This is a genomic window from Lysobacter sp. TAF61 (assembly GCF_052113485.1).
GTDB lineage: Bacteria > Pseudomonadota > Gammaproteobacteria > Xanthomonadales > Xanthomonadaceae > Lysobacter_J.
In genome coordinates, this window is record NZ_JBFRDH010000006.1 from 14,598 (window position 1) to 38,119 (window position 23,522).

At 68.5% G+C, this 23,522-nt stretch carries 19 protein-coding genes and 1 pseudogene; 12 read left to right on the forward strand and 8 right to left on the reverse strand.

Annotated elements, in window-relative coordinates; translation table 11 throughout:
- Positions 1 to 102: 102 nt before the first annotated feature.
- The 7 genes and pseudogenes from pepQ to rph form a co-directional block, all read right to left on the reverse strand.
- A complete protein-coding gene (gene pepQ / locus AB4Y64_RS13805; protein ID WP_441817035.1) occupies positions 103 to 1,425 on the reverse strand; it encodes a Xaa-Pro dipeptidase in 1,323 nt (440 codons plus the stop codon).
- Between the two features lie 143 nt (positions 1,426 to 1,568).
- Positions 1,569 to 1,913, reverse strand: coding sequence for a PilZ domain-containing protein (locus AB4Y64_RS13810; protein ID WP_441817036.1), 345 nt, complete (start codon positions 1,911 to 1,913; stop codon positions 1,569 to 1,571).
- Positions 1,910 to 4,162 carry a DUF1631 domain-containing protein gene (locus AB4Y64_RS13815; protein WP_441817037.1) on the reverse strand — a complete coding sequence of 751 codons (2,253 nt, stop codon included), beginning with the start codon at positions 4,160 to 4,162 and terminating at the stop codon, positions 1,910 to 1,912. The genes AB4Y64_RS13810 and AB4Y64_RS13815 overlap by 4 nt, the downstream gene beginning before the upstream one ends.
- A 298-nt stretch (positions 4,163 to 4,460) precedes the next feature.
- A pseudogene (gene hemW, locus AB4Y64_RS13820) lies at positions 4,461 to 5,609 on the reverse strand (radical SAM family heme chaperone HemW); the annotation flags it as partial.
- A 5-nt stretch (positions 5,610 to 5,614) separates the two neighbouring features.
- The gene (gene rdgB, locus AB4Y64_RS13825) at positions 5,615 to 6,211 is read right to left on the reverse strand and encodes an RdgB/HAM1 family non-canonical purine NTP pyrophosphatase (protein ID WP_441817321.1); all 597 of its coding nucleotides are present in this window, start codon (positions 6,209 to 6,211) and stop codon (positions 5,615 to 5,617) included.
- A gap of 8 nt (positions 6,212 to 6,219) precedes the next feature.
- Positions 6,220 to 6,612, reverse strand: a complete 393-nt coding sequence (locus tag AB4Y64_RS13830) for a VOC family protein (protein ID WP_441817038.1) — start codon at positions 6,610 to 6,612, stop codon at positions 6,220 to 6,222.
- Between the two features lie 27 nt (positions 6,613 to 6,639).
- Positions 6,640 to 7,413 (reverse strand): ribonuclease PH, encoded by a 774-nt coding sequence (rph, locus tag AB4Y64_RS13835; RefSeq protein WP_441817039.1) that lies wholly within the window; start codon positions 7,411 to 7,413, stop codon positions 6,640 to 6,642.
- A gap of 72 nt (positions 7,414 to 7,485) precedes the next feature.
- Here rph and AB4Y64_RS13840 point away from each other — a divergent pair, with 72 nt between their 5' ends.
- From AB4Y64_RS13840 to AB4Y64_RS13860, 5 genes are all read left to right on the forward strand, one after another.
- Complete coding sequence (locus AB4Y64_RS13840) at positions 7,486 to 8,346, forward strand: YicC/YloC family endoribonuclease (protein WP_441817040.1); 861 nt, start codon at positions 7,486 to 7,488, stop codon at positions 8,344 to 8,346.
- A gap of 13 nt (positions 8,347 to 8,359) precedes the next feature.
- Positions 8,360 to 8,977, forward strand: coding sequence for a guanylate kinase (gene gmk / locus AB4Y64_RS13845; RefSeq protein ID WP_441817041.1), 618 nt, complete (start codon positions 8,360 to 8,362; stop codon positions 8,975 to 8,977).
- Positions 8,978 to 9,162: 185 nt separating this feature from the next.
- Entirely contained in the window at positions 9,163 to 9,462 is a 300-nt protein-coding gene (gene rpoZ, locus AB4Y64_RS13850) for a DNA-directed RNA polymerase subunit omega (RefSeq protein ID WP_158734183.1), read from the forward strand.
- 188 nt (positions 9,463 to 9,650) lie between these two features.
- Positions 9,651 to 11,837: a RelA/SpoT family protein gene (locus tag AB4Y64_RS13855; protein ID WP_441817042.1), complete on the forward strand. Its 2,187-nt coding sequence runs from the start codon at positions 9,651 to 9,653 to the stop codon at positions 11,835 to 11,837.
- 59 nt (positions 11,838 to 11,896) lie between these two features.
- Positions 11,897 to 12,280, forward strand: a complete 384-nt coding sequence (locus AB4Y64_RS13860; protein WP_441817043.1) for a RidA family protein — start codon at positions 11,897 to 11,899, stop codon at positions 12,278 to 12,280.
- A gap of 15 nt (positions 12,281 to 12,295) precedes the next feature.
- Here the strand turns inward: AB4Y64_RS13860 and AB4Y64_RS13865 are convergent, their stop codons facing one another.
- Positions 12,296 to 13,333, reverse strand: a complete 1,038-nt coding sequence (locus tag AB4Y64_RS13865) for an AraC family transcriptional regulator (protein ID WP_441817044.1) — start codon at positions 13,331 to 13,333, stop codon at positions 12,296 to 12,298.
- A 164-nt stretch (positions 13,334 to 13,497) separates the two neighbouring features.
- Between AB4Y64_RS13865 and AB4Y64_RS13870 the strand changes: the two genes are divergently transcribed.
- The 7 genes from AB4Y64_RS13870 to AB4Y64_RS13900 all read left to right on the forward strand — a co-directional run bounded on the left by AB4Y64_RS13870 (position 13,498) and on the right by AB4Y64_RS13900 (position 23,479).
- Positions 13,498 to 14,751 carry a parallel beta-helix domain-containing protein gene (locus tag AB4Y64_RS13870; protein ID WP_441817045.1) on the forward strand — a complete coding sequence of 418 codons (1,254 nt, stop codon included), beginning with the start codon at positions 13,498 to 13,500 and terminating at the stop codon, positions 14,749 to 14,751.
- The gene (locus AB4Y64_RS13875) at positions 14,748 to 15,908 is read left to right on the forward strand and encodes an SO2930 family diheme c-type cytochrome (RefSeq protein ID WP_441817046.1); all 1,161 of its coding nucleotides are present in this window, start codon (positions 14,748 to 14,750) and stop codon (positions 15,906 to 15,908) included. Before AB4Y64_RS13870 ends, AB4Y64_RS13875 begins: the two co-directional genes overlap by 4 nt.
- Before the next feature lie 81 nt (positions 15,909 to 15,989).
- The gene (locus AB4Y64_RS13880; protein WP_441817047.1) at positions 15,990 to 18,407 is read left to right on the forward strand and encodes a TonB-dependent receptor; all 2,418 of its coding nucleotides are present in this window, start codon (positions 15,990 to 15,992) and stop codon (positions 18,405 to 18,407) included.
- A gap of 80 nt (positions 18,408 to 18,487) precedes the next feature.
- Positions 18,488 to 20,623: an ATP-dependent DNA helicase RecG gene (recG, locus tag AB4Y64_RS13885; protein WP_441817048.1), complete on the forward strand. Its 2,136-nt coding sequence runs from the start codon at positions 18,488 to 18,490 to the stop codon at positions 20,621 to 20,623.
- A 72-nt stretch (positions 20,624 to 20,695) separates the two neighbouring features.
- The gene (locus AB4Y64_RS13890; RefSeq protein ID WP_441817049.1) at positions 20,696 to 21,715 is read left to right on the forward strand and encodes a glucokinase; all 1,020 of its coding nucleotides are present in this window, start codon (positions 20,696 to 20,698) and stop codon (positions 21,713 to 21,715) included.
- Between the two features lie 28 nt (positions 21,716 to 21,743).
- Positions 21,744 to 22,751 carry a N(4)-(beta-N-acetylglucosaminyl)-L-asparaginase gene (locus tag AB4Y64_RS13895; RefSeq protein WP_441817050.1) on the forward strand — a complete coding sequence of 336 codons (1,008 nt, stop codon included), beginning with the start codon at positions 21,744 to 21,746 and terminating at the stop codon, positions 22,749 to 22,751.
- Complete coding sequence (locus tag AB4Y64_RS13900; protein ID WP_441817051.1) at positions 22,748 to 23,479, forward strand: copper homeostasis protein CutC; 732 nt, start codon at positions 22,748 to 22,750, stop codon at positions 23,477 to 23,479. The genes AB4Y64_RS13895 and AB4Y64_RS13900 overlap by 4 nt, the downstream gene beginning before the upstream one ends.
- The last annotated feature ends 43 nt before the right edge of the window (positions 23,480 to 23,522 follow it).

A 23,522-nucleotide genomic window follows, 5' to 3' on the forward strand; every position in this document is an offset into this window, starting at 1 on the left:
GGCTAACGGCGAGCGGGGAAATTGCAGGTAACGGGCCGGCCAATTCCTTCAGGCGTGCCCGTTCCAGGCGTCCCCCTCCCGGCGGCAGAGGGAGGCTTGCGCTCAGGCCGCCTCGTCGAAGCCGTCGCGGGTCAGGTTGGCCGGTGCGGCATCGGTGCAGGCGACGTCGTCTTCGATGCGGATGCCGCCGAAGGGCTTGAAGGCCTCCACGCGCGCCCAGTCGACGCTGTCGGCATGGCCGTTGGCCTTCACTTCGTCGAGCAGCATGTCGATGAAGTAGATGCCCGGCTCGATGGTCACGACCATGCCTGGCTCCAGCACGCGGGTCAGGCGCAGGTACGGGTGGCCATCGGGCCTGGCGATCGTGCCGCCACTGTCGCTGGCGGCGAAGCCGGCGACGTCGTGCACCTGCAGGCCGATGCCGTGGCCGATGCCGTGCGGGAAGAACGCGCTGCTGACGCCGGTGGCCAGCGCCGCTTCCGGCGACACCTTGATCACGCCGAAATCCCTGAGGATGCCGGCCAGCGCCAGGTGGGCGTCGACATGGATCTGCTTGTAGTCGGTGCCGGCGCGGACCTGGTCGCACATCTTCAGCTGCGCGGCGTCGACGGCGTCGATCATCGCCTGGAACTCGCTGCCGGCATCGAGCGCATAGGTGCGGGTGATGTCGCAGGCGTAGCCGTGGTGTGCGGCGCCGGCATCGATCAGGAAGCTGCGCACCTGCGCCGGCGGCACCAGGTCGCGGTCGGTGTAGTGCAGCACCGCGCTGTGTTCGTTGAGGGCGATGATGTTGTTGTACGGCAGGTCGTTGGCATCCTGGCCGGCGGCCTGGCAATACACCAGGTGGATGCCGAACTCGCTGGCGCCGGCACGGAACGCGCGCTCGGCGGCGCGGTGCGCGCGCACGCCGCGGCGGGTCGCCTCGCGCATCGTCGCGATCTCGTACGGTGTCTTGTAGGCGCGGTGGTACTCGAGGTAGTTGACCACCGGCGCGGGGTTGTTCGGCACGAACGCGCCCAGTGCGCTCTGCGCCTCGCCGACGATCGCGCAGCGCGCGGGATTCGACGGCAGGTGCTGCAGCGCCTCGTCGGGCTTGCGGATCACGACGATGTCGAAGTGATCGGCCCAGTAGCCGCCCGGTGCCGACGGCACCACGTGCCAGTAATCGAACGGCTGCAGGAAGATCAGCTTGGGCTTGTGACCCGGCGTCGCCACCAGCCAGCTGCCGGGTGCGCGCGTCAGCGGCAGCCAGGCCTTGAACTGCGGGTTGACCGCATACGGGTAGTCGCGATCATCGAACGCCTGGTAGTGCGAGGTGCCGCTGGGCACGACCAGGTGATCGAAGCCGCCGCGTGCCAGCGCCTGTTCGGTGCGGCGGTGCAGTTCGGCGAGGTGCTGGGGGTACAACGAGGCGAGCGTGCTCATGCGTAGGCGGCGGGAGGTCGGAGACCGGACCATTTTGCCGCATCGCCGTGCAGGCGCGGGTCGCCTTTGCTGGCGGTTGGGCCGGTTGCCGCGGCTGGTTCAGGAAACGGTCGGCCCCACCTGTGCCGGGGTCGATGCCGGCATCAATGGCCGTTGGTCGTGTCCAGCCAGTTGCGCAACTGCTGCAGCTCGCTCTCGAGCATGGTGATGAAGCGGAAGCCCGACCAGGTCTGGCCCGGCGTGCTGGTCTTGTCCTGCCACAGCAGGTGCGCACCGACTTCGATCGGTGAACTCTGGTGCGGGGTGCCGCGCAGGTTGAAGCGCAGCTGGTACAGGCCATCGTCGACCAGTGGCGAGTTGGCGATCAGCAGCATGCCGCTCTCGGACAGGTTGCTCAGTTGCCCGATCACGGTGTCGGTCATCGTGTCGACGACCTGCACCGGCTCCTGGATGGAGCGACGTCGGGCGCGGCGGAATTCTTCGTTCATGCGTGCGCCTCTTGCACGGTCGGGCCCGATACCAGGTTGCTCAGTGCGCTGACCACGGCGCTCCAGGCGCGATCGACCAGGCGGCTCTTCTCGACCGTGACGATGCGCGCGCGGCCTGCGGCCATCTGCCGCGCCAGGCTGTCGAGCGACTGCTCGCCGACGCGCTGGCCGCGCTGGTTGACGAACAGGGCGTTGTCGGTGAGCGGGCTGAACCAGGACAACCGGCGGCGGATGACCTCGCCCGGCGCTTCCAGGTCGAACTCGAACCAGGTGCCGAAGGGTAGCGTGCGCAGGTGTTGCCAGCATTCCTGTTCGTGCGGATCGCGCGGCTGAGTCTCCACTGCGCGCGGCGCATCCTCCTCGCCCAGTCGCGTGCGCGACTTGAGCTTGAGCGCCAGCTCGGTGCGGGTGGCGGCGTCGTCGTTGGCGGCGTGGCCGGTGGTCAGCTGGCGCGAGATCGCACCGGCGTCATCGACGTGGTAACCGACCTGGGTCAGTGCCTGTTCGATATCCTCGCCGAGCGGTTCCGGCGCCGGGGCGCGGTTCTCGACCGTGTTGGCGGCGATGATCTGGCGCGTGGCTTCGAGCTGGCGCTGCCACTCGTCCGACTCCTCGCCATGGCGAAGGAGCGTGAGCGTCAGCACGTCGGTCCACGCCTGGGTCAGCAGGGTGTGGACGAACTTGGGCAGTTTCTGGTCGTGCAGCGCCTCGGTGATCGCCTCGGTGGCCTGGTGCTTGGCCAGCACCAGCTTTTCCTTGCCGCGTGCGGCTTCGACGTGGCGACGCTCGGCCACTTCGGCCTTGCGCGCCATCAGCCGCAGATGCTCCTGCAGCTGCTGGTTGGCCGACTCGAACACGCCATCGTCGCCGTCGTAGTGCTCGACCACGTGATCGACTGCGCGCCGCAGCTGTTCGTTGAGCGCCGGGTCGGCCTCTTCCTTGGGCAGCCAGTGCGCGCCGGCTTCGGCAACCGCATTGAGCAGCTGTCGCGCCGGATGTTCCTGGCGGACGAAGAACGCCTGGTCCTGCAGCGCCAGGCGCAGCAGCGGCACCTGCAGGCGGTTGAGCAGTGAGGAGACGGCGGCGTCGTTGCGCAGTTCGCGGCCGATCTCGTTGTAGAACTGATCGAGCAGCTCGAAGGTGTCGGCGTCCTCGCGGGTGAGTGAGGTCGCTTCACCGCGCTGTTGCCGCGCCTGTGCCAGCAGTGTCTGGCGCACGTCGTTGAGGTTGCGCGGCGGCGTGGCATGGGCGGGGATCGACTGCAGCCCCGCCAGCGCGCTGGAAATGTCGCTGGCCGACAAGGTCGGCCGCGGCGTGCCGGGGTCGCCACCGGTACGCAGCTTGTCCATCAGCTCGCGGCGGCCACTGAGCAGGTTCTGCAGCGAGACGTAGGATTCGTGGTCGTCGCCGTGGTTCAGCACTGGCTGCCCCGGCCACGCCGTGTGCGGGCGCTGCGGATCGAACAGCGGACTGCTGGCGTCGGCGCCGCGGCGCGGCACCATCGAATCCTCCCGTTGTCCCTGCCCCTGTTCGCCGCCCTGGTCCTGTGCCTGGCCGTGTCCCTGCGCGTGGCCGTGCCCTTGGCGCTGGCCCTTGGCGCGGCTGCGCACCGGCACGAACGACAGGCTCGGCAGCACGTTCTCGCGTGCCAGCAGCGCGTTCATCGTTTCGACCAGTTGCGCGTAGCCCGACATGACGTGCTGGTCGAAGACGCGGTACAGGTGCAGTCGCGCTTCTGGAGTGATCTGCAGTGACTGCGTGGCTTCGGCCAGGATCCTGCACAGCTGGTACGGACCGACCGGCAGGCGGTCTGCGTCGAACGCAGGCGCGCCGCCGAGCACGCCGAAGCGCTGCCCCAGCAGCAGCAGCGGCAGGCCGGCACGGGCTTCGTGGCGGATCGCGATGCTGCGCAGCAGGTTGGCTTCGTCGGCCTCGCCGTCGTCGACCAGGCGCAGGTCGCGGAAGGTGGGCAGCGCCGCTGGCGCTTCGGTGGTGAGTGTTGGATCGCGGACGGTGGTCAGTGCGCCTTCCAGCAAGGCCAGGAAGTGCGGAACCAGGTCGGAGCGATTGAGTCGTGCAGTGCGCAAAGTTTCAAGATGGGCCGACTGCTGCGCCGACGTGCGCGCCTGGTCGGCATGCTTGAACAGCTGCTGTTCGAATTCGCCGAGCATGTGCTCGAGCTGGCGCGCCATCTCATCGGAGACCAGCGCATAAAGATGCTCCAGTACCCGTCGAACCCGCTTTGGCAACGCGGCTGACGCCAGCGTAGGCCTGGGAATCGAACTACCGAGAGGTTCGAACGTTGCAGACATTAGGGTCACCCTGGCGATCGGGACGATCATGCATCGTCACCCCGGTGCCCCGCCAGCCTCCCGCCCCAGCGGTCCTCAGGGAGCGACCAATTGTTGTAACGGTGAGGGCGGCCATTAGCGGCCAGCGCAAGCCCGCCTACGGGGCCTTGCGCTACTTTGCGTGGTCAACCATGACGCGCTGCGACACGTTCGGACCTTCCGGGTCGTTCTCGGTCTCGCCGGTCGCATCCTCGACCAGGAACAGCTCGACGACGTCGTTGGTGAAGCGACGCCCCAGTTCGGTCGGACGCACGCGGTCGCCGTCGGTTTCCAGCCAGCCCTGTGCGATGGCCTGGGTCATTTGCGGGGCGATCGCCTCGCGCGTCAGTCCGGTGCGCGCCTCGAACGCGGCCAGGCTGAAGCCTTCGACCAGGCGCAGGGCATTGAGCATGTACTCGAACGGACGCCGTGCCGGCTCGACCCGGTCGTCGCCGCCGATCGCACCGGCGTGCCCGGCCTGCACCAGGTACTGGGTCGGGTGCTTGGTCTTCCAGCGCCGCAGGACGGTCTGCTCGGCACCCAGGGTCAACTTGCCGTGGGCGCCCGCGCCGATGCCGAGGTAGTCGCCGTATTGCCAGTAGTTGAGGTTGTGCTGACACTGACGGCCAGGCTGCGCGTAGGCACTGACCTCGTACTGGGCGTACCCGGCCGCGGCCAGCAGTGCCTGGCAATGCTCCTGCATGTCCCAGCTGGCGTCTTCGTCGGGGATGCCTTGCGGCGGCCGCGCGGCAAACACCGTGTTCGGTTCCAGCGTCAGCTGGTAGTGGCTGACGTGGGTGGGCTGCAGGGCGAAGGCGCGTTCGAGGTCATGCTCGGCCATCGCCAGCGTCTGCCCGGGCAGCGCGTACATCAGGTCGAGGTTGAAGTTGTCGTAGCCGGCGTCCTGGGCCAGCTTCACCGCCGCCTCGGCCTCGCCGCTGTCGTGGATCCGGCCCAGGCGCTTGAGGCAGCCGTCGTCGAAGCTCTGGATGCCGAAGCTCAGGCGGTTGACTCCGGCTTGTCGGTACAGCTCGAAGCGGCCGTGTTCGGCGGTGCCTGGATTGGTCTCCAGGGTGATCTCGCAGCCCGGGACGAAGCGCAGGCGGCTGCTGGCCTGCTGCAGGAAACGGTCGATGTGTTCGGGCGGGAACAGGCTGGGCGTGCCGCCACCGAAGAACACCGAGTGCACGTTGCGGCCCCAGGCCAGCGGCAGGTCGAAGTCCAGGTCCGCCAGCAGCGCATCGACATAACTGTCGAACGGCAACGCGCCGCGACCCTCGTGCGAATTGAAATCGCAGTAGGGGCACTTGCGCACGCACCATGGCAGGTGGACGTAGAGCGACAGCGGCGGCGTGGTCAGCGACACGGCGGTCAGTGCGTTCCGGCGTGCAGCAGTTGCCGCAAGGCGGCGAGGGCGCGGCCGCGGTGACTGATCCGGTTCTTCAGGCCGGTTTCGAGCTCGGCGGCGCTGCAACCATTGTCGGGGTCGAAGAACACCGGGTCGTAGCCGAAGCCGCCGTCGCCCCGACGCTCATGCAGGATGCGTCCGGACCAGCTGCCTTCGGCGATGAAGGGCTGCGGATCCTCGGGGTGGCGCAGCAGCACGATCACGGCGTAGAAATGTGCGCCGCGCTGCGCGTCGGGCACGTCCCTGATCGCGTGGAGCAGCTTGTCGATGTTGGCGCCGGCATCGCCGTGGACGCCGGCGTAGCGCGCCGAGTACAGGCCCGGAGCGCCTCCCAGGGCATCCACGCACAGGCCCGAATCGTCGCCCAGGGCCGGCATGCCGGTCTCGCGCGCAGCCTTGCGCGCCTTGAGCAGCGCGTTCTCGACGAAGGTCAGGCCGGTTTCGTCGGCATCGCCGACGCCGAGCTCGCCCTGGGTCACGAACTCGATGCCGCTGCCGCCGAGCAGATCGCGGAATTCGCGCAGCTTGCCGGCGTTGCTGCTGGCGATCACCCATTTCATCGGCAGGTTCATTGCTTCAGTTCCAGCAGGTCCCAGCGATTGCCGTACAGGTCTTCGAACACCGCCACGATGCCGTAGGCCTCAAGGCGTGGTTCTTCGAGGAAACGCACGCCATGCGCGCGCATCGCGGCACGGTCGCGGTGGAAGTCGTCGGTGTGCAGGAAGAAACCGACACGGCCGCCGGTCTGGTCGCCGATGCGCGTCCGCTGGGCGTCGTCGCCGGCTTGCGCCAGCAGCAGCGCGGTCTCGACAGCGCCGCGCGGCGCCACGCGCACCCAGCGCTTGCCGTCGCCCAGGTCGATGTCGTCGAGCAGGTTGAAGCCGAGCGCGCCGGTATAGAAGGCGATGGCCTCGTCGTAGTCGCGGACGACGAGGGTGACGTTGGCGATGGTCTGTTTCATGGCAGCAGCTTCATGGCGGCGGCGATCTCAGCCCGCCAGCGCCTCGCGCTGCCTGGCCACCAGCTCGGCGATGCCGGCCTCGGCCAGCGCGGTCAGCGCGTTCAGTTCCTCGCGGCGGAAGGCATGGCCCTCGGCGGTGCCCTGCAGCTCGATGAAGCCGCCGCCGTCGTTCATCACCACGTTCATGTCGGTGTCGCAGTCGCTGTCCTCGGCGTAGTCGAGGTCGAGCACCGGCACGCCACGGTAGATGCCCACCGAGACCGCGGCGACCGCGCCGAACACTGGATCGCGAGTGATCTCGCGGCGCGACTGCAACAGGCGCACGGCATCGACCAGGGCGACATAGGCGCCGGTGATCGCGGCGGTGCGGGTGCCGCCATCGGCCTGCAGGACGTCGCAGTCGAGGGTGATGGTGCGTTCGCCCAACAGCTTGCGATCGACGCAGGCGCGCAGCGAGCGGCCGATCAGGCGCTGGATCTCGAGGGTGCGGCCACCTTGTTTTCCGCGTGCGGCTTCGCGGTCGCTGCGCGTATGCGTGGCGCGCGGCAGCATGCCGTACTCGGCAGTGACCCAGCCTTCGCCCTTGCCGCGCAGGAATCCCGGGACCTTGTTGTCGACGCTGGCGGTGCACAGCACCCGGGTCTCGCCGAAGCTGACCAGGACGGAGCCCTCGGCGTGGCGGGTGTAGCCGCGCTCGATGCGGACTTCGCGCATTTGCGCGGGCGCCCGCCCGCTGGGGCGGACCACCGCCTGCGCGGTTTGGCCGGCGGAAGGGGCTTGCGGCGTGCCGGTCGTGGTCATGATGGCCGATGATTACCGTTCTGGGGGCGCGCGAGTTTACCATTCGCACCCTGCCAGCCCTTGGATTTGCCGATGATCCGCAGCATGACCGCCTTCGCCAGCGGCGAACGCGCCACTCCGTGGGGCACGCTCGGCTGCGAGCTGCGCTCGGTCAACCACCGTTTCCTGGAGCTGGGCGTGCGCTTGCCCGACGAGCTGCGCGCGCTGGAGCCGGCACTGCGCGAGCGCGTCGCCGCCCGTGTCGCCCGCGGCAAGATCGACCTGGCGCTGCGCCTGCGCACCGCCGATGGCGATGGCGCGCTGCAGCTGAACCCGTTGCGCCTGCGCGAACTGGGCGAGCTGGCGCTGGACCTGGAGGCACGGTTCCCGCGCCTGCAGACCGATTTCACCCAACTGCTGCAATTCCCCGGCGTGCTGCAGACCCAGTCCGCCGACCCGGCCGCGCTGCAGGCGCAGGCCCTTGAGCTGCTGGAGCAGGTGCTGGACGAGTTCATCCGTGCGCGCGAACGCGAGGGCGCCAAGCTCTCGACGGTGATCGTCGAACGCGTCGACGGCATCGCCGCGATCGCGGCCGAAGTGCGCACGCTGATGCCGGTGATCCGCGCCGGCCAGCGCAGCAAGCTCGAGGCGCGCATGGCCGACCTGGCGCAGCCGCTCGACTCCGGTCGCCTCGAACAGGAACTGGTGATGTGGCTGCAGAAGCTCGATGTCGACGAAGAGCTCGACCGGCTGGATTCGCATGTCAGCGAGGCGCGCCGCGTGCTCAAGCTCAAGGAAGCGGTCGGCAGGCGCCTGGACTTCCTGCTGCAGGAGTTCAACCGCGAGGCCAACACCCTGGGTTCGAAGTCGGTCGACGCGCGCAGTTCGGCGGCGGCGGTGGAGCTGAAGGTGCTGATCGACCAGGTCCGCGAACAGATCCAGAACATCGAATGACACGGGCCCACTGATGCGCGGAACTCTCTTCATCGTCGCGGCGCCGTCGGGCGCCGGCAAATCCAGCATCGTCAATGCGGTGCTCGAGCGCGACCCGAACATCTGCCTGTCGATCTCGTTCACCTCGCGCCAGCCGCGACCGGGCGAGCGCCACGCCGAGCATTACCACTTCGTCAGCAAGGAAGAATTCGAACGCATGGTCGCCGCCGGCGACTTCTTCGAGTCGGCGCTGGTGCACGGCGACTGGAAGGGCTCGGCCCGGCAGTCGGTGGAGCCGCAACTGGCCGCCGGCAAGGACGTGCTGCTGGAGATCGACTGGCAAGGTGCGCGCCAGGTCCGGGCCAAGGTGCCCGATGCGGTGAGCGTCTTCATCCTGCCGCCTTCGCGCAAGGCGCTGGACCAGCGCATGCGCAACCGTGGCCAGGACACCGAGGAAGTGATCGCGCAACGCCTGGCGGCGGCGCGCGAGGAGATGTCGCACTACGGCGAATTCGACTTCGTCATCGTCAACGAGCACTTCAACACCGCCGTCGACGAGATGTGCGCGATCTTCACCGCCAGCCGCGTCCGCCGCGACCAGCAGGTCGCGCGCCATTCGCGCCTGATCACGGCGCTGCTCGCCGACGAGTGACGCGGTTCGACCCCCTCCCAGCCTCTCCCTGCAGGCAGGGGAGGGGCAAAAGTGGACAGCCGGGTCAGTTGTGCGCGCCTAACTGATTGATTTTCAACGAACGGCTTGCTTCGCACCCGCGCCGCGACTACACTCTGCGGTCCCTTAAAGCCTGTATGGACGGCCCGCCGGCCGCCAGGAGCCCCATGGCCCGCATCACCGTTGAAGATTGCCTGGAAGTGGTCGATAACCGCTTCGAACTCGTCATGATGGCCGCCAAGCGCGCCCGCCAGTTGGCCAATGGCGTTGACCCGCAGCTGGACAACAGCGAAGCCAACGACAAGCCGACCGTGCTGGCCCTGCGCGAAATCGCCGCGCGCCGCATCGATACCGATTACATCGACGCCGTCGAGAAGGCCGAGCGCGAGCGCAAGGAGCGCGAGGCGCTGGAATGGGCCGCCGCCGAAGTGGTCGCCGACGACGACCTGTCCAAGGGCGACGACTGATCCAACCCCTTCGCAGCCGCGTTCAACCGGCGCCGCGAACTGCACGGCCCCGCCTCGGCGGGGCCGTTTGCGTATGTGCGCCCCGCCTCGGCGGGGCCGTTTGCATATGTGCGCCCCGCTTGGGCGGGGCCGTTTGCGTATGTGCGCCCTGATTGCACAGCGCGCCGCCGCACGCGTAGATTCTCTCCATGACCCCCGCAGAGTCCGCAATCAGCACGCATCCCGCCGTCGTCCTCGATGACGCGGACGTGCCGGACTACGTGCGCGAGCTGGAAAACGCCGCCGAGTACCTGCCCGCGCCCCAGCGCCAGAGCCTGCGCCGGGCCTGGGCGATCGGCGCGGCCGCGCATGCCGGCCAGACCCGCAAATCCGGCGAGCCCTACATCACCCACCCGGTGGCCGTGGCCAAGGTCCTGGCCGACCAGGGCCTGGACGTCGAGACGCTGATCGCGGCGATCCTGCACGACACCATCGAAGACACGCCGCTGACCCGCGACGGCCTCGCCAGCGAGTTCGGCGAAACCGTGGCCGAGCTGGTCGACGGCGTCACCAAGCTCGACAAGCTGCAGTTCCGCGACCGCCAGGAAGCCACCGCGGAAAGCTTCCGCAAGATGCTGCTGGCGATGTCGCGCGACCTGCGCGTGATCCTGATCAAGCTCGCCGACCGCCTGCACAACATGCGCACCCTTGGCGCGCAGAGCATGGAGGCGCGCCACCGCATCGCCCGCGAGACGCTGGAGATCTACGCACCGATCGCCCAGCGCCTGGGCATGAACCTGATCAAGGCCGAGCTGCAGGACCTGGGCTTCCGCGCGCTGCATCCCTGGCGTCACGCGGTGATCGAAAAACGCCTGCGCACCCAGCCGGTGGTGCGGCGCGAGTCGCTGGTGCAGATCGAGGCGCAACTGGCGCAGCGGCTGGCGAAAGAGAAGGTGCCGCACCGTCTGGTCAGCCGGGTCAAGTCGCCGTGGAGCATCTACACCAAGATGCGCTCGGAGCACAAAACCTTCGCCCAGGTGATGGATGTGTTCGGCTTCCGCGTGGTCGTGCGCACGGTGCCGGACTGCTACCACGCCCTGGGTGTGGTGCACGCGTCGTACAAGCCGCTGGACTCGCGTTTCCGCGACTTCATCGCGATTCCCAAGGCCAACGGTTACCAGTCGCTGCACACGGTTCTGTTCGGTCCTTACGGTTCCCCGATCGAAGTGCAGATCCGCACCGAGGAAATGGACCTGATCGCCGAGCGCGGCATCGCCGCGCACTGGTCCTACAAGCACGGTGGCGACGGCCCCAGCAGCGCGCAAAGCCGAGCCCACAGCTGGATCGCCAACCTGGTCGAGTCGCAACGCTCCACCGGTTCGTCGCTGGAGTTCCTCGAGAACGTCAAGGTCGACCTGTTCCCGGACGAGGTTTACCTGTTCACGCCCAAGGGCGACATCATGTCGCTGCCGCGCAATTCGACCGCGCTCGATTTCGCCTACGCCGTCCACACCGACGTCGGCAATCGCGCCGTGGCGGCGCGCGTGGACGGCAAGCTGGTGCCGCTGCGTACGCGGCTGGCCAGCGGCCAGCGGGTGGAGATCATCACCGCCAAGTCCTCGTCGCCGAAGCCGCAGTGGCTCGAGTTCGTCGTCTCGGGCAAGGCCCGCACGTCGATCAGGCAGCAGCTCAAGCAGCTCGAACACGAGGATGCGGTGCAGCTGGGCCATCGCATGCTCGACCGCGCGCTGGAGGCACTGGGCATCTCGCTCGACCGCGTGCCTGCGGTGCGGATGGAGTCCTACCTGGCCGAATTCCGCTATCCGCGCCTGGAGGCGCTGCTGGCCGACATCGCCCTGGGCAATCGCATGCCGCAACAGGTGGCGCAGGCGCTGGCGCGCGAGAGCCCTGGAAAACCGCTGCGCGCGAAGGACCTGCCGCTGCAGCCGCTGTCGCAGGACAAGATCCTCATCACCGGCGCCGAGCGCGGCGTGATCAGTTTCGCCAACTGCTGCCTGCCCATTCCCGGCGACGAGATCATGGGTTACCACACGGCCGGCAAGGGCATCGTGGTGCACCGTCTCGATTGCCCGAACGTCGCCGACTACCGCAAGTCGCCCGACCGTTGGGTGCCGATCGGCTGGGACCGGCAGGTTACCGGCGACTTCGCCGCGGCGTTGCGCATCGAAGTCGACAACCGTCCGGGTTCACTGGCACAGGTTGCCGCGGCGATCGCGGAAGCGGAGTCGAACATCGACCGCGTCGAATACCTCGACCGCGATGCGAACGTGGCGGTGATGCGTTTCGCGATCGAGGTCAGCGGCCGCCGCCACCTCGCCGACGTGATGCGGCGCGTGCGACGCCTGGGCGTGGTGCTGGGCGTGCAGCGGATGTAGTCGCCAGTTGCTGGCCTTCTGTTGCTAGCATGGCCCTCTGACTTCCCGAGAGCCATCCCATGTCCCGCCAGATCATCCACACCGACAAGGCCCCGGCCGCCATTGGCCCGTACTCGCAGGCCGTGCGCGCCGGCGATACCGTCTACCTGTCCGGGCAGATTCCGCTCGATCCGGGTACCGGCCTGCTGGTCGAAGGTGACATCAGCACGCAGGCACGACGCGCTTTCGAGAACCTGAAGGCCGTGTGCGAAGCCGCCGGCGGGTCGTTGTCCGACGTCGTCCGCCTCGGTCTCTACCTGACAGACCTGGGCAACTTCGCCGCGGTCAACGCGGTGATGGGCGAGTTCTTCCAGGCGCCGTATCCGGCGCGATCCACGATCGAAGTGTCGGGGTTGCCGCGCGGCGCCGGTTTCGAAGTCGACGCGGTGATGGTGCTGGAATAAAAGGCCGCAGCGGCTTCAGCCCTGCGTGCGCATCTCGCGCGGGGCCACGCCGGTCCAGCGCTTGAACGCACGGCGGAACTCGCGTGCGTCCTTGAACCCGACCGCGGCGCCGACGTTGGCGATGCTCAGCTTCTGGTCGCCCAGCAGCGCCCGCGCCGATTCGCTGCGCACGCGGTCGTGCAGTTCGCTGAAGCTGGTCTGCGCCGCCTGCAGCTGGCGACGCAGCGTGCGCTCGGTCAGGTGCAGCGCGGCGGCGATGTCGACCAGCCGCGGGTTGTCGGCCAGGCGCTGCAACAGCAGGCGCTCCACCACTGCCACTATTTCGCTGCGGGCCTGACCGGCCGGCATCTGCTCGTCGCACAGCGCCAGCACATGCTGGGCGCTGGCGGCATTGCCGGCGGGCATGGCCGTGTGCAGCCAGCGCGCGTCGATGACCACGCGGTTGCGCGGGCAATCGAAGCGGATCGCGCAGTCGAACACGCGCGCGTAGTCGTCGGCGTAATCCGGTGCCGGGTAGGCCAGTTCCAGCACCGTCGGCCGGAAGTCGGCGCCCAGCAGGCCGCGGCAGAGCATCAGGCAGCTGGCGAACAGCTCTTCGCACAGGAACGGCTCAAGTTCCGGATCCGGGCTGCGCATGATGGCCACCATGCCCAGGTCATCGCCGCCGTCGGCATCGAGCTGGAGCTCCATCATTGCCCCGGTGATCGGCGCGTAGTGCACGCCCAGCTGCAATGCTTCGGCGAAGCGCGGTGCGGTCAGCATCGCCAGGCCGAGCAGGCCGAAATGGCCGATGTTCTGGCGCTCGCCCAGGACCAGGCCCGGGCCGCGGCCCGGCAGGGTGCGTATGGCGCGGCGGATGATCTGGCAGGTCTGGCGGTAGGACAGGTAGACCGGCGTATCGCCGTCGAACTCGGCCGGCCCCAGCCGCAGGCCGGCGAACCAGCCCTCGCAGCCGATCCCGGCCTCGCGCGCCATGGCGACCAGCCCGGCAACAATGCCGCTCTTGATGTTGGCTACGCTCTGGCGCGGGTCGTCGTTATGGATAGGTTGCATACGCTTGCGTAGCTTGTCCGGTTTGCCCCCCAGAGTATGCCGGCTTTGCCCTCCACTGGCGTCGTCCGAACGTCACAGACTGCGGATTGATTTCCTCCCCCTGTCGCCATGCGTGGGGGCGAGGCCACTGGGATCAGTCTGGAACGGGGACGGACGCAAACCTTATGAAGCGCATCACACTCAGCATTGCGATCGCAGTTGGCGTGGCGGGCCTGGCCGGTTGCCAGAAGCAGGAGGTCGCGGCCCCGGCCGCCGATGCGGACTACCAGAAGGTGCTGATCGGCCGCCTGCTCGATGCCAAGCCCGGCGACGTGATCGAGATCCCGGCCGGCCGCTTCGCCTTCGACCGCAGCCTGAGCCTGCGCGTGGACGGCGTGACCATCCGCGGCGCCGGCATGGACAAGACCATCCTGAGCTTCAAGGGCCAGAAGTCCGGCGCCGAGGGCCTGCTGGTCAACGCCGGCAACTTCACCCTGGAAAACCTCGCCATCGAGGACACCAAGGGCGACGGGCTGAAGATCAACGAAGGCGAGAACATCACCATCCGCGGCGTGCGCGTGGAATGGACCGGCGGTCCCAAGACCACCAACGGCGCCTACGGTATCTACCCGGTGCAGACCACCAACGTGCTGATCGAGGACTCCGTCGCGATCGGCGCCTCCGACGCCGGCATCTACGTCGGCCAGTCGAAGAACGTGGTCGTGCGCCGCAGCCGCGCCGAGCGCAACGTCGCCGGCATCGAGATCGAGAACTCGATCGGCGCCGACGTCTACGAGAACACCGCCACCGAAAACACCGGCGGCATCCTCGTGTTCAACATGCCCAACCTGCCGCAGCCGGGCCATACCAGCCGCGTCTACCGCAACAAGGTGTTCGCCAACAACACCGACAACTTCGCCGCCAAGGGCGCCGCCGTTGCCAGCGTGCCGGCGGGCTCGGGCGTGGTGATCAACTCCAACGACAAGGTCGAGATCTTCGATAACGACATTGCCGACAACAACACCGCCAACATCATCGTCTCGAGCTACTTCTCGACCGGCTACATGACCGAGAAGGGCGTGGCCAAGGCGTTCGATCCGTATCCGGAAGAGATCGCCATCCACGGCAACCGCTTCAAGGGCGGCGGCGACAAGCCCGACGGCCTCGACCTGAAGGCGCTGAAGGTGGCGATGTTCGGCCTTGGCGGCCGCCTGCCGGACGTGCTGTGGGACGGCTACGTCAACACCGCGCGCCCCGGCGGCGCGCAGGTCTGCGTCGACAATGGCGCCGCGCAGACACTCAATGCCGATGGCCCGAACAAGTACAAGAACCCGAGCCTGGTCACCGACGCGGTGCGTTGCCAGTTGCCGCCGTTGCCGGTGGTGACGTTGCCGGTCGACAGCGCCGCTCCTGCAGTGAAGGCGGCTCCGACGGCATGAAGCGCGTGTTCGTGATTGGCGCGGCCGTGATGCTGGCCGCGATGTCGCTGGTGGGATGCAAGCGCAGCCAGGAGCCGGTGCAGTTCCACGCATCGGGGCACCCCGGGCAGCTCAGCGACTGGCACGTGGTGTCGGTCGTTGACGGTCATCTGCGCCTGAACGAAGGCGTCGAGCCGTACGCACTCAACAGTGCGTTGTTCAGCGACTACGCGCACAAGCTGCGCACGCTGTGGCTGCCGCCGGGAACCAAGGCCACGTACAAGCAGTACGAGGCCTTCGACTTCCCGGTCGGCACCATCATCAGCAAGACCTTCTACTACCCGCGCGCGGGCAAGGACGCAGCGGTGTTGCGCGTGGCCGAGCAAGCTTCGGAAACGCGCGACGGCCTCGACCTGGCCAAGGTCCGCCTGGTCGAGACGCGTCTGCTGGTGCGGCGCGAGCAGGGCTGGGTGGCGATGGCGTATGTCTGGAATGCCGAGCAGACCCAGGCCGTGCTGGCCCGCGAAGGCGACTCCATCGCGATGACGATGCGCAAGCCCGACGGCAGCGGCGAGCAGGCCTTCAACTACATGGTGCCCGACGAGAACCAGTGCGCCGGTTGCCACGCCACCAACAACACCACGCGCGAACTGCATCCGATCGGTCCGAAGGCGCGCCATCTCAATCGCGACGATCCGTGGCATCCGGGCACGAACCAGCTTGCGCGGATGGTCCAACTGGGCCGGTTGCAGGGGCTGCCGGCCACCGGCGTGCCGCACAATGCACGCTTCGACGACGCCTCGGCCAAGGTCGAAGACCGCGCGCGCGCCTACCTCGACGTCAACTGCGGTCACTGCCACAACCCCAAGGGCGCGGCCGACACGTCCGGCCTGTGGCTCGATGCAGGCACCACCGAAACGCGTCGCCTGGGCCTGTGCAAGCCGCCGGTGGCGGCCGGGCAGGGCACCGGCGACCACATGTTCGACATCGTCCCGGGCGACCCGGATGATTCGATCATCATCTACCGCATGGACAGTCTCGATCCAGGTGCGATGATGCCCGAGCTCGGTCGGGGAACCGTGCACGAGGAAGGCGTTGCCCTGATCCGCGACTGGATCGGTGCATGGCTGGGAAATTGTGCCGATCCGGAGCAGAAGGTCGCGATCCAGTCGCGATGAGGTAAATCACCGCCGAGCGGTCCCATCAACGTGGACCGCCGGTGTCAAAACAACAAGAAAGTCATTGGGAGGGGAGTTCCGATGTCGCCACGCAAGAGCAGGCTCGCAATCAGTCTGGGCCGCGCGCTGTCAGGTCTAGCATTCACCGCGGCGATGCCGCTGGCCATGGCGCAGACGGCGCAGGTGCCGGTCAGCGCCACGCAGCTGGACACGATCACCGTCACCGCGCAGAGCCGCGAGCAGGAACTGCAGGACGTGCCGATCGCGCTGCAGGTCGTCACCGAGCAGTTGCTCGAGGACGTCGCCGCCGAGGACCTCGGCGACATCGACAGCTTCGTTCCCGGCCTGCAGATCAACAGCCTGCAGCCGACCCAGCCCAGCTTCCAGCTGCGCGGCATCGCCACCGACGACTTCGGCATCGGTACCGATCCGGCCGTCGGCGTCTACGTCGACGGCGTCTACGCCGGTCGCGGCGGCGGCGTGCTGCTGCCGTTCACCGACCTGCAGCGCATCGAAGTGCTCAAGGGCCCGCAGGGCACGCTGTTCGGCCGCAACACCGCCGCCGGCGCGATCTCGATCATCACCACCCGTCCCGAGGACGAGAACGGTGCGCGTGCCAAGCTGCGTCTTGGCAACGACAACAAGACCTACTTCGAGGGCATGGCGAACGTCGCCGTGAGCGAGGATTCGGCCTTCCGCTTCAACGGCATCTTCAACCACTCCGACGGCTGGATCCAGGATTCGGTCACCGGTGAAGACCTGGCGCCGGAGAACAACTGGGCCACGCGCGCTTCGTTCCAGACCCGCTTCGGCGACGACACGCGCGCCTGGATCAGCTGGGATCACGAGAGCCTGGACCAGCTCGGCCAGGCCACCACCGGCGTGGTGCCGATCCCGGCGCTGCCGGCGCTGCCGACCGTGCCGGCCGATCCGTCGCAGTTCCTCGATCCGCTGAACATTCCGACCGCGACCGACGCGCAGGGCAACGCCGAGACGCGCACGTTCGACGGCGTCACGCTCATCGTCGACCACAACTTCGGCTGGGGCAGCCTGACCTCGACCTCGGCGTGGCACGACTACGACTCGCTCAACCGCGTCGAAGAGGACGGCACCAACCTCAGCTACCTCTACGTCGATTCGACCAACACCGAGAGCAACGAGAACTACTACCAGGAGTTCAAGTTCAACGGCAGCACCGACCACATCGACTGGGTCGCCGGCGTCAGCTACTTCCAGGAGAAGGCGCACCAGACCAGCGAGGTCAACGCGCTGACCGACTCGATCGACACCATCGCCAACAACATGGGCCTGGCGCCCGGTGGCCTGTTCGGCCCGGTCACGCAGATCGCGAACATGTTCGGCATCCCGGTCGACCTGACCGGACTGCCGTGGAACGAGAAGTTCGTCAACACGCTCGAGACCAAGTCCTACGCCGCGTTCGGCGACGCCATCTGGCACGTCAACGACAAGCTCAACCTCACCGCCGGCCTGCGCTACACCCGCGACGAGAAGGACTTCACCTGGTTCAACGACCTGCGTAGCGCGCCGGCTCTCGACGCCCAGCTCGACCTGCTCGACTCGATCGGCTTCTTCGATGCGATCGGCCTGCCGAAGGAGATGTTCATCTTCGACGTGGCCTTCATCGATCCGCCGGCGATGATGAACAAGGGCGTGCAGACGCGCGCGAAGAAGTCGTGGGACGACTTCAGCCCGCGCTTCGTCGTCGACTACCACTTCGCCGATGACCTGATGGGCTTCGCCTCGCTGGCCAAGGGTTACAAGGCCGGTGGCTTCAACGCCCTGCAGATCGGCAGCGAGTTCGAGAACGAGGACGTCTGGAACTTCGAGACCGGCATCAAGCAGTCGTTCCCGGAGCAGCGCCTGGCCTACAACGTCTCGGGCTTCTACTACGTCTACGACAACCGCCAGGCCGTCACCCTGGACATGACCACGAGCATTCCGCGCTTCGTGATCAACACCTCCGACCAGGAAGCCTACGGCGTCGATTTCGACGTGCGCTGGCAGGCCACCGACGGTCTGGGCTTCGACTTCAACGCCGAGTACCTGGATTCGACCTACAAGAAGTACGTCAACCCGCAGGGCGTCGATCTGGCCGGTGATGCCACCGGCGCGCCGGAGTGGTCGTTCGCAGCTGGCGCCAACTACGTCTGGCACATGGGCGATGCCGGCGACATGCGTGCTTCGCTGCGCCATTCCTACGTCGGCGAGTGCCGCCGCAACGCCGAGTCCGACAGCGTTCTTGGCTGCGGCACCGGCGCCGGCGCCATCGACATCGGCGAGGCGCAGAACCTCACCGACGTGCGCCTGGGCTGGACCTCGTCCAGCGGCCACTGGGGTTGGGCGCTGTACGGCAACAACGTGTTCGACAACCAGTACGTCAACTCGCTGGGCACCTACGGCATGACCGTGCTCGGCACCGTCGGCGCACGCATGACCCAGCCACGCCAGTACGGTCTGGAAGTCAGCGCGAAGTTCTGACCTCGGGGCCTGGCCCCAACCGACCCCGGCACGCTTGTGCCGGGGTTTAGGTTTTTCGGCGATCCCGGCATCCTTGGCGGATGCCGACACGCAAGGGCGGGATCACCGTCGCTCTCCACGACCCGCAATCGATCAGCAGCCTGCCGATCAGCAGCCTGCGAGGCGTCGGCCCGCGCGTGGCCGAGAAGCTGGCTGCGCGTGGCCTGTCCACGCTGCAGGACCTGTGGCTGCAACTGCCGCGGCAGTACGAGGACCGCACCGCACTGACCCCGATCCGGCTGTTGCAGCCAGGTATGGCGGCGCAGGTCGAAGGGCGCGTGGAGGCGGTCGAACGCGGTTTCCGTTATCGGCCCACGTTGCGCGTGGCGATCGGCGACGACTCGCGCGCGACCCTGGTGCTGCGCTTCTTCCATTTCCGCGCCGCCCAGGTCGCGCAGTTCCAGCCGGGCGCGCGCGTGCGCTGCTACGGCACGCCGCGGCCGGGCCAGAACGGCCTGGAGATCGTCCACCCCAGTTATCGCCTGCTCGACGAGGAAGCGGACGCCGGGCTCGGCAGCAGCCTCGACCCGGTCTATCCGGCGATCGAAGGCATCGGCCCGGTATCGCTGCGCCGGCTCATCGGCCTTGCCCTGGACCGGCTGCCCGACGAAGAGGCGCTGGAACTGCTGCCGCGCGAGCTGCGCGAAGGCTTCCAGCTGCCGTCGCTGCGGGAGGCGCTGCTGACCGTGCACCGCCCGCCGCAGGACGCCGATGTCGCCGCGCTCGTCGCCGGCCGCCATCCGGCGCAGCGGCGGCTGGCCCTGGAAGAGCTGCTGGCGCACCACCTCAGCCTGCGCCGCCAGCGCATCGCCCAGCAGGCCCATGCCGCGCCCGTGCTGCGCAAGACCGCGCTGGCCACGCGCCTGCGCAAGGCGCTGCCGTTCGCCCTGACCGGCGCCCAGCAGCGCGTGTTCGACGAGATCCGCGCCGACCTGGCCCGGCCGCATCCGATGCTGCGCCTGGTGCAGGGCGATGTCGGCAGCGGCAAGACGGTGGTGGCGGCGCTGGCGGCGATGCAGGCCATCGAGGCCGGCAAGCAGGCGGCGCTGATGGCGCCGACCGAACTGCTGGCCGAGCAGCACCTGGGCAACCTGCGCGCCTGGCTGGAGCCGCTGGGCGTGCGCGTGGCATGGCTGGCCGGCAAGGTCACCGGTCGCGCCCGCGCCCAGGTGCTGCAGCAGGTGGCCTCCGGTGAGGCGCAGATGGTCGTCGGCACGCACGCGCTGATGCAGGACGGCGTGGCCTTCGGCGACCTCGGCCTGGCGATCGTCGACGAGCAGCACCGCTTCGGCGTGCATCAGCGCCTGGCGCTGCGCGACAAGGGCGTGGGGGGCAAGGGCAACGGTGACGCCATCGTCCCGCACCAGCTGGTGATGACCGCCACGCCCATCCCGCGCACGCTGGCGATGGCCGCCTATGCCGACCTCGATGTCTCGGCGATCGACGAACTGCCGCCGGGACGCACCCCGGTGCAGACCGTGGCGCTGAGCGCCGAGCGCAGGCCCGAGCTGGTCGAACGCATCCGCCGCGCCTGTGCCGAAGGGCGCCAGGCGTACTGGGTCTGCACCCTGATCGACGACAGCGACGAAGTCATCGCCCAGGCCGCGCAATCGACCTTCGAGGACCTGTCCAAGCGGTTGCCCGAGGTGCGCGTGGGCATCGTCCACGGCCGCATGAAGGCAGCCGACAAGCAGGCGACGATGCGCGCATTCAAGGAAGGCGCGGTCGACCTGCTGGTGGCCACGACCGTGATCGAGGTTGGCGTCGACGTGCCCAACGCCTCGCTGATGATCATCGAGAACGCCGAACGCCTGGGCCTGGCGCAGTTGCACCAGCTGCGCGGCCGGGTCGGTCGCGGCAGTGCCGCCTCCAGCTGCGTGCTGCTGTACCAGTCGCCGCTGTCGCAGATGGCGCGCCAGCGCCTGGAAACCATGCGCGAGACCAACGATGGGTTCGTGATCGCCGAGAAGGATCTGGAACTTCGCGGCCCCGGCGAACTGCTCGGCACCCGCCAGACCGGCCTGGCCCAGTTCCGCGTCGCCGACCTCGCCCGCGATGCCGACCTGCTGCCGCAGGTGCAGGACCTGGGCGAGCGCCTGCTGCGCGAGTCGCCCGGGCTGGCGCAGCGCATCGTCGCGCGCTGGGTCGGCGGGGCGGTGCGGTTTGCGGGAGCGTGACGCCGGGGCGGCTGGCCGCAACCGCAAGTGGCATCATGCACAGTCCGACCCCCGGTCGACCGCCCGCATGCCGTGATCGCCGATTCTTCGAAGCAGTCCCCTGACCGACAGGGCGCCCAGCCGTTCATTGCCGCCGATGTCGGTGGCACCCACGCGCGCCTGGGGCTGGTACGGGTCGGCGCCGACGGCAAGGTCGACGTGCTGCAGTACCAGCGCTATGCCTGCGCCGAGTACCCGAGCCTGGCGGCGATCCTCGATCACTTCGCCGGCGCCAGTTCCGCCGAGCGCACCCACGCCGTGGTGGCGATCGCCGGGCGCCTGGAAGGCGACACGCTGATCAACAGCAACCTGCAATGGCCGGTGTCGGTGCAGCACACGCGCAAGGCCGCCGGGATCACCCACCTGGCCCTGCTCAACGATTTCGAGGCCGTGGCCTGTGCGATGTCGTACGTCGACGCCGCCACGATGACGCGCGTGTGCGGCCCCGAGCGCGCCGGCGATGGTCCGGCGCTGGTGCTGGGCCCGGGGACCGGCTTCGGCGCCGCCCTGTGCCTGCGCAGCGCGGCACAGCAGCGCACGCCGCTGCGCGTGCTCGCCAGCGAGGCCGGCCACGCGGCGCTGGCCGCCGGCACCGCGCGCGAACTCGACCTGGTCCGCCACCTCCTGCAGCGCTGGCCGCACGTGGACAACGAACGCGTGCTGTCGGGCCCGGGCCTGGTCAACACCTACCTGGCGCTGTGCGAACTCGACGGCGCCACGCCCGCGCTCGACAACCCGGAAGCGATTGCCGCCGCCGCCCAGGCCGGCAGCGACGCGCGTGCGGTGGAAACGCTGGAACTGTTCTGCGCGCTGCTGGGCAGCCTTGCCGGCGACCTCGCGGTGACCTTTGGCGCCGACGCGGTGTACCTGGCCGGCGGCATTCCGGCGCAGATCCGTCCGTTCCTGCTCGACAGCGACTTTGCCGCGCGCTTCCGCAACAAGGGCGTGCTCGGCGAAGTGCTCGCGCGCGTGCCGGTGTGGCTGGTCGACCACGGCCAGCTCGGTCTGGTCGGGGCTGCGGCCTGGTATTACGAGCGCCATTCCGGCTTCTGATCCCGTCGCAACGCTTGCGAGTCGATGCATGACCAACCGCCGTACGTTTCTCCAGTCGTCCCTGCTCGCCGCCGGCGCGCTGGCCCTGCCCAGGGCAGGTGCTGCGCCCGTTGCCGGCCGGGCCCGCGTCGTCTCGACCTGGGACTTCGGCATTGGCGCCAACACTGCGGCATGGCGCGTGCTCGGCGCTGGCGGCAGTGCGCTGGACGCCGTCGAGGCCGGCGCGCGCTGGGCCGAAGCCGACCTGTGCAATCCCACCGTTGGCCACTGCGGCAATCCCGATCGCGACGGCGTGCTCACCCTCGACGCCAGCATCATGGACGGGGACGGCCGCTGCGGTGCGGTCGCCGCGATCGAAGACATCGCCCATCCGGTTTCCGTGGCGCGCGCGGTCATGGAGAAGACGCCGCACGTGCTGCTGGTCGGCGCCGGTGCACAACAGTTCGCCGTGGCCCAGGGCTTCGAGAAGACGCCGCTGCTGACCGACCAGGCGCGACAGGCCTGGCGCGAATGGCTCAAGTCCGCGCAATACGCGCCGCAGATCAACGCCGAGCGCCAGCAGCGCCCGGGCGACAAGAGCAACCACGACACCCTGGGCATCCTCGCCCTCGACTCGCAGGGCCGCCTGGCCGGCGCCTGCACGACCAGTGGCATGGCGTGGAAGCTGCACGGCCGCGTCGGCGACAGTCCGATCGTCGGTGCCGGTCTGTATGTCGACAACGAAGTGGGCGCGGCCACCGCGTCGGGCGTCGGCGAGGAGATGGTGCGCAACGCCGCCAGCTTCCTCGTCGTCGAGCTGATGCGGCAGGGTCGCTCGCCGGCGGACGCCTGCCGCGAGGCGATCGAGCGGGTGGTGCGCAAGCGCCCGGAGGCGAGCAGGAATCTGCAGGTGTGTTTCCTCGCCCTCAATCGCGACGGTGAGGTCGGCGCATTCGCCCTGCACAAGGGCTTCGTCTACGCACTGCACGATGGCGGCGCGGGCCCGCACGAGCGCCTGCACGAGTCGTCATCGGTGTACGCGACGGAACACAAATGAGCCGGCCGCTGCTGGAGATCGCGGCCAACTCGCTGGCCTCGGCACTGGCCGCGCAGGACGGCGGCGCCGATCGCATCGAGCTGTGCGAGAACCTCGGCGAAGGCGGTTGCACACCGTCGTACGGCACGATCGCGGTTGCGCGCGAGCGCCTGCGAATTCCCCTGTACGTGCTGATCCGGCCGCGTGCCGGCGACTTCCTCTACGACGCCAGCGAATGCGAGGTGATGCTGCGCGACATCGCCTCCTGCGTGCGGCTGGGCTGCGATGGCGTGGTGATCGGCGCGCTGGCCGAAGATGGCGCGGTCGACGGCGCGACTTGCCGCGAACTCGTCGCCGCCGCTGGCGCACTGGGTGTCGCCTTCCATCGCGCCTTCGACGTGGCACGCGACCAGGCGCAGGCGCTGGAGTCGGTGATCGCGCTGGGCTGCGAGCGGGTGCTGACGTCGGGCGCGCAATCGACGGCGCTCGAAGGGGCGGGTCGTATTGCGCAGCTGGTGCAGCAGGCGGATCGGCGCATCCGCGTCATGGCCGGCGCGGGCATCACCGGCGCCAACCTCGGCGAGCTGATCGTGCGCACTGGCGCGGACGAGTTCCATGCCTCCGCGAAGGCGGCGCGCACCTCGCGCATGCGCCACGGCGATGTACGCCTGAGTGGCCTCGACGACGACTGGCTGCAGACCGACAGCGAACGCGTCCAGGCATTGCGCGCGGCGCTCGATGCCGGTTAGCGCCGCAGCGTTGTCATCTTTCCGGCCATGGCGGCCATAATGG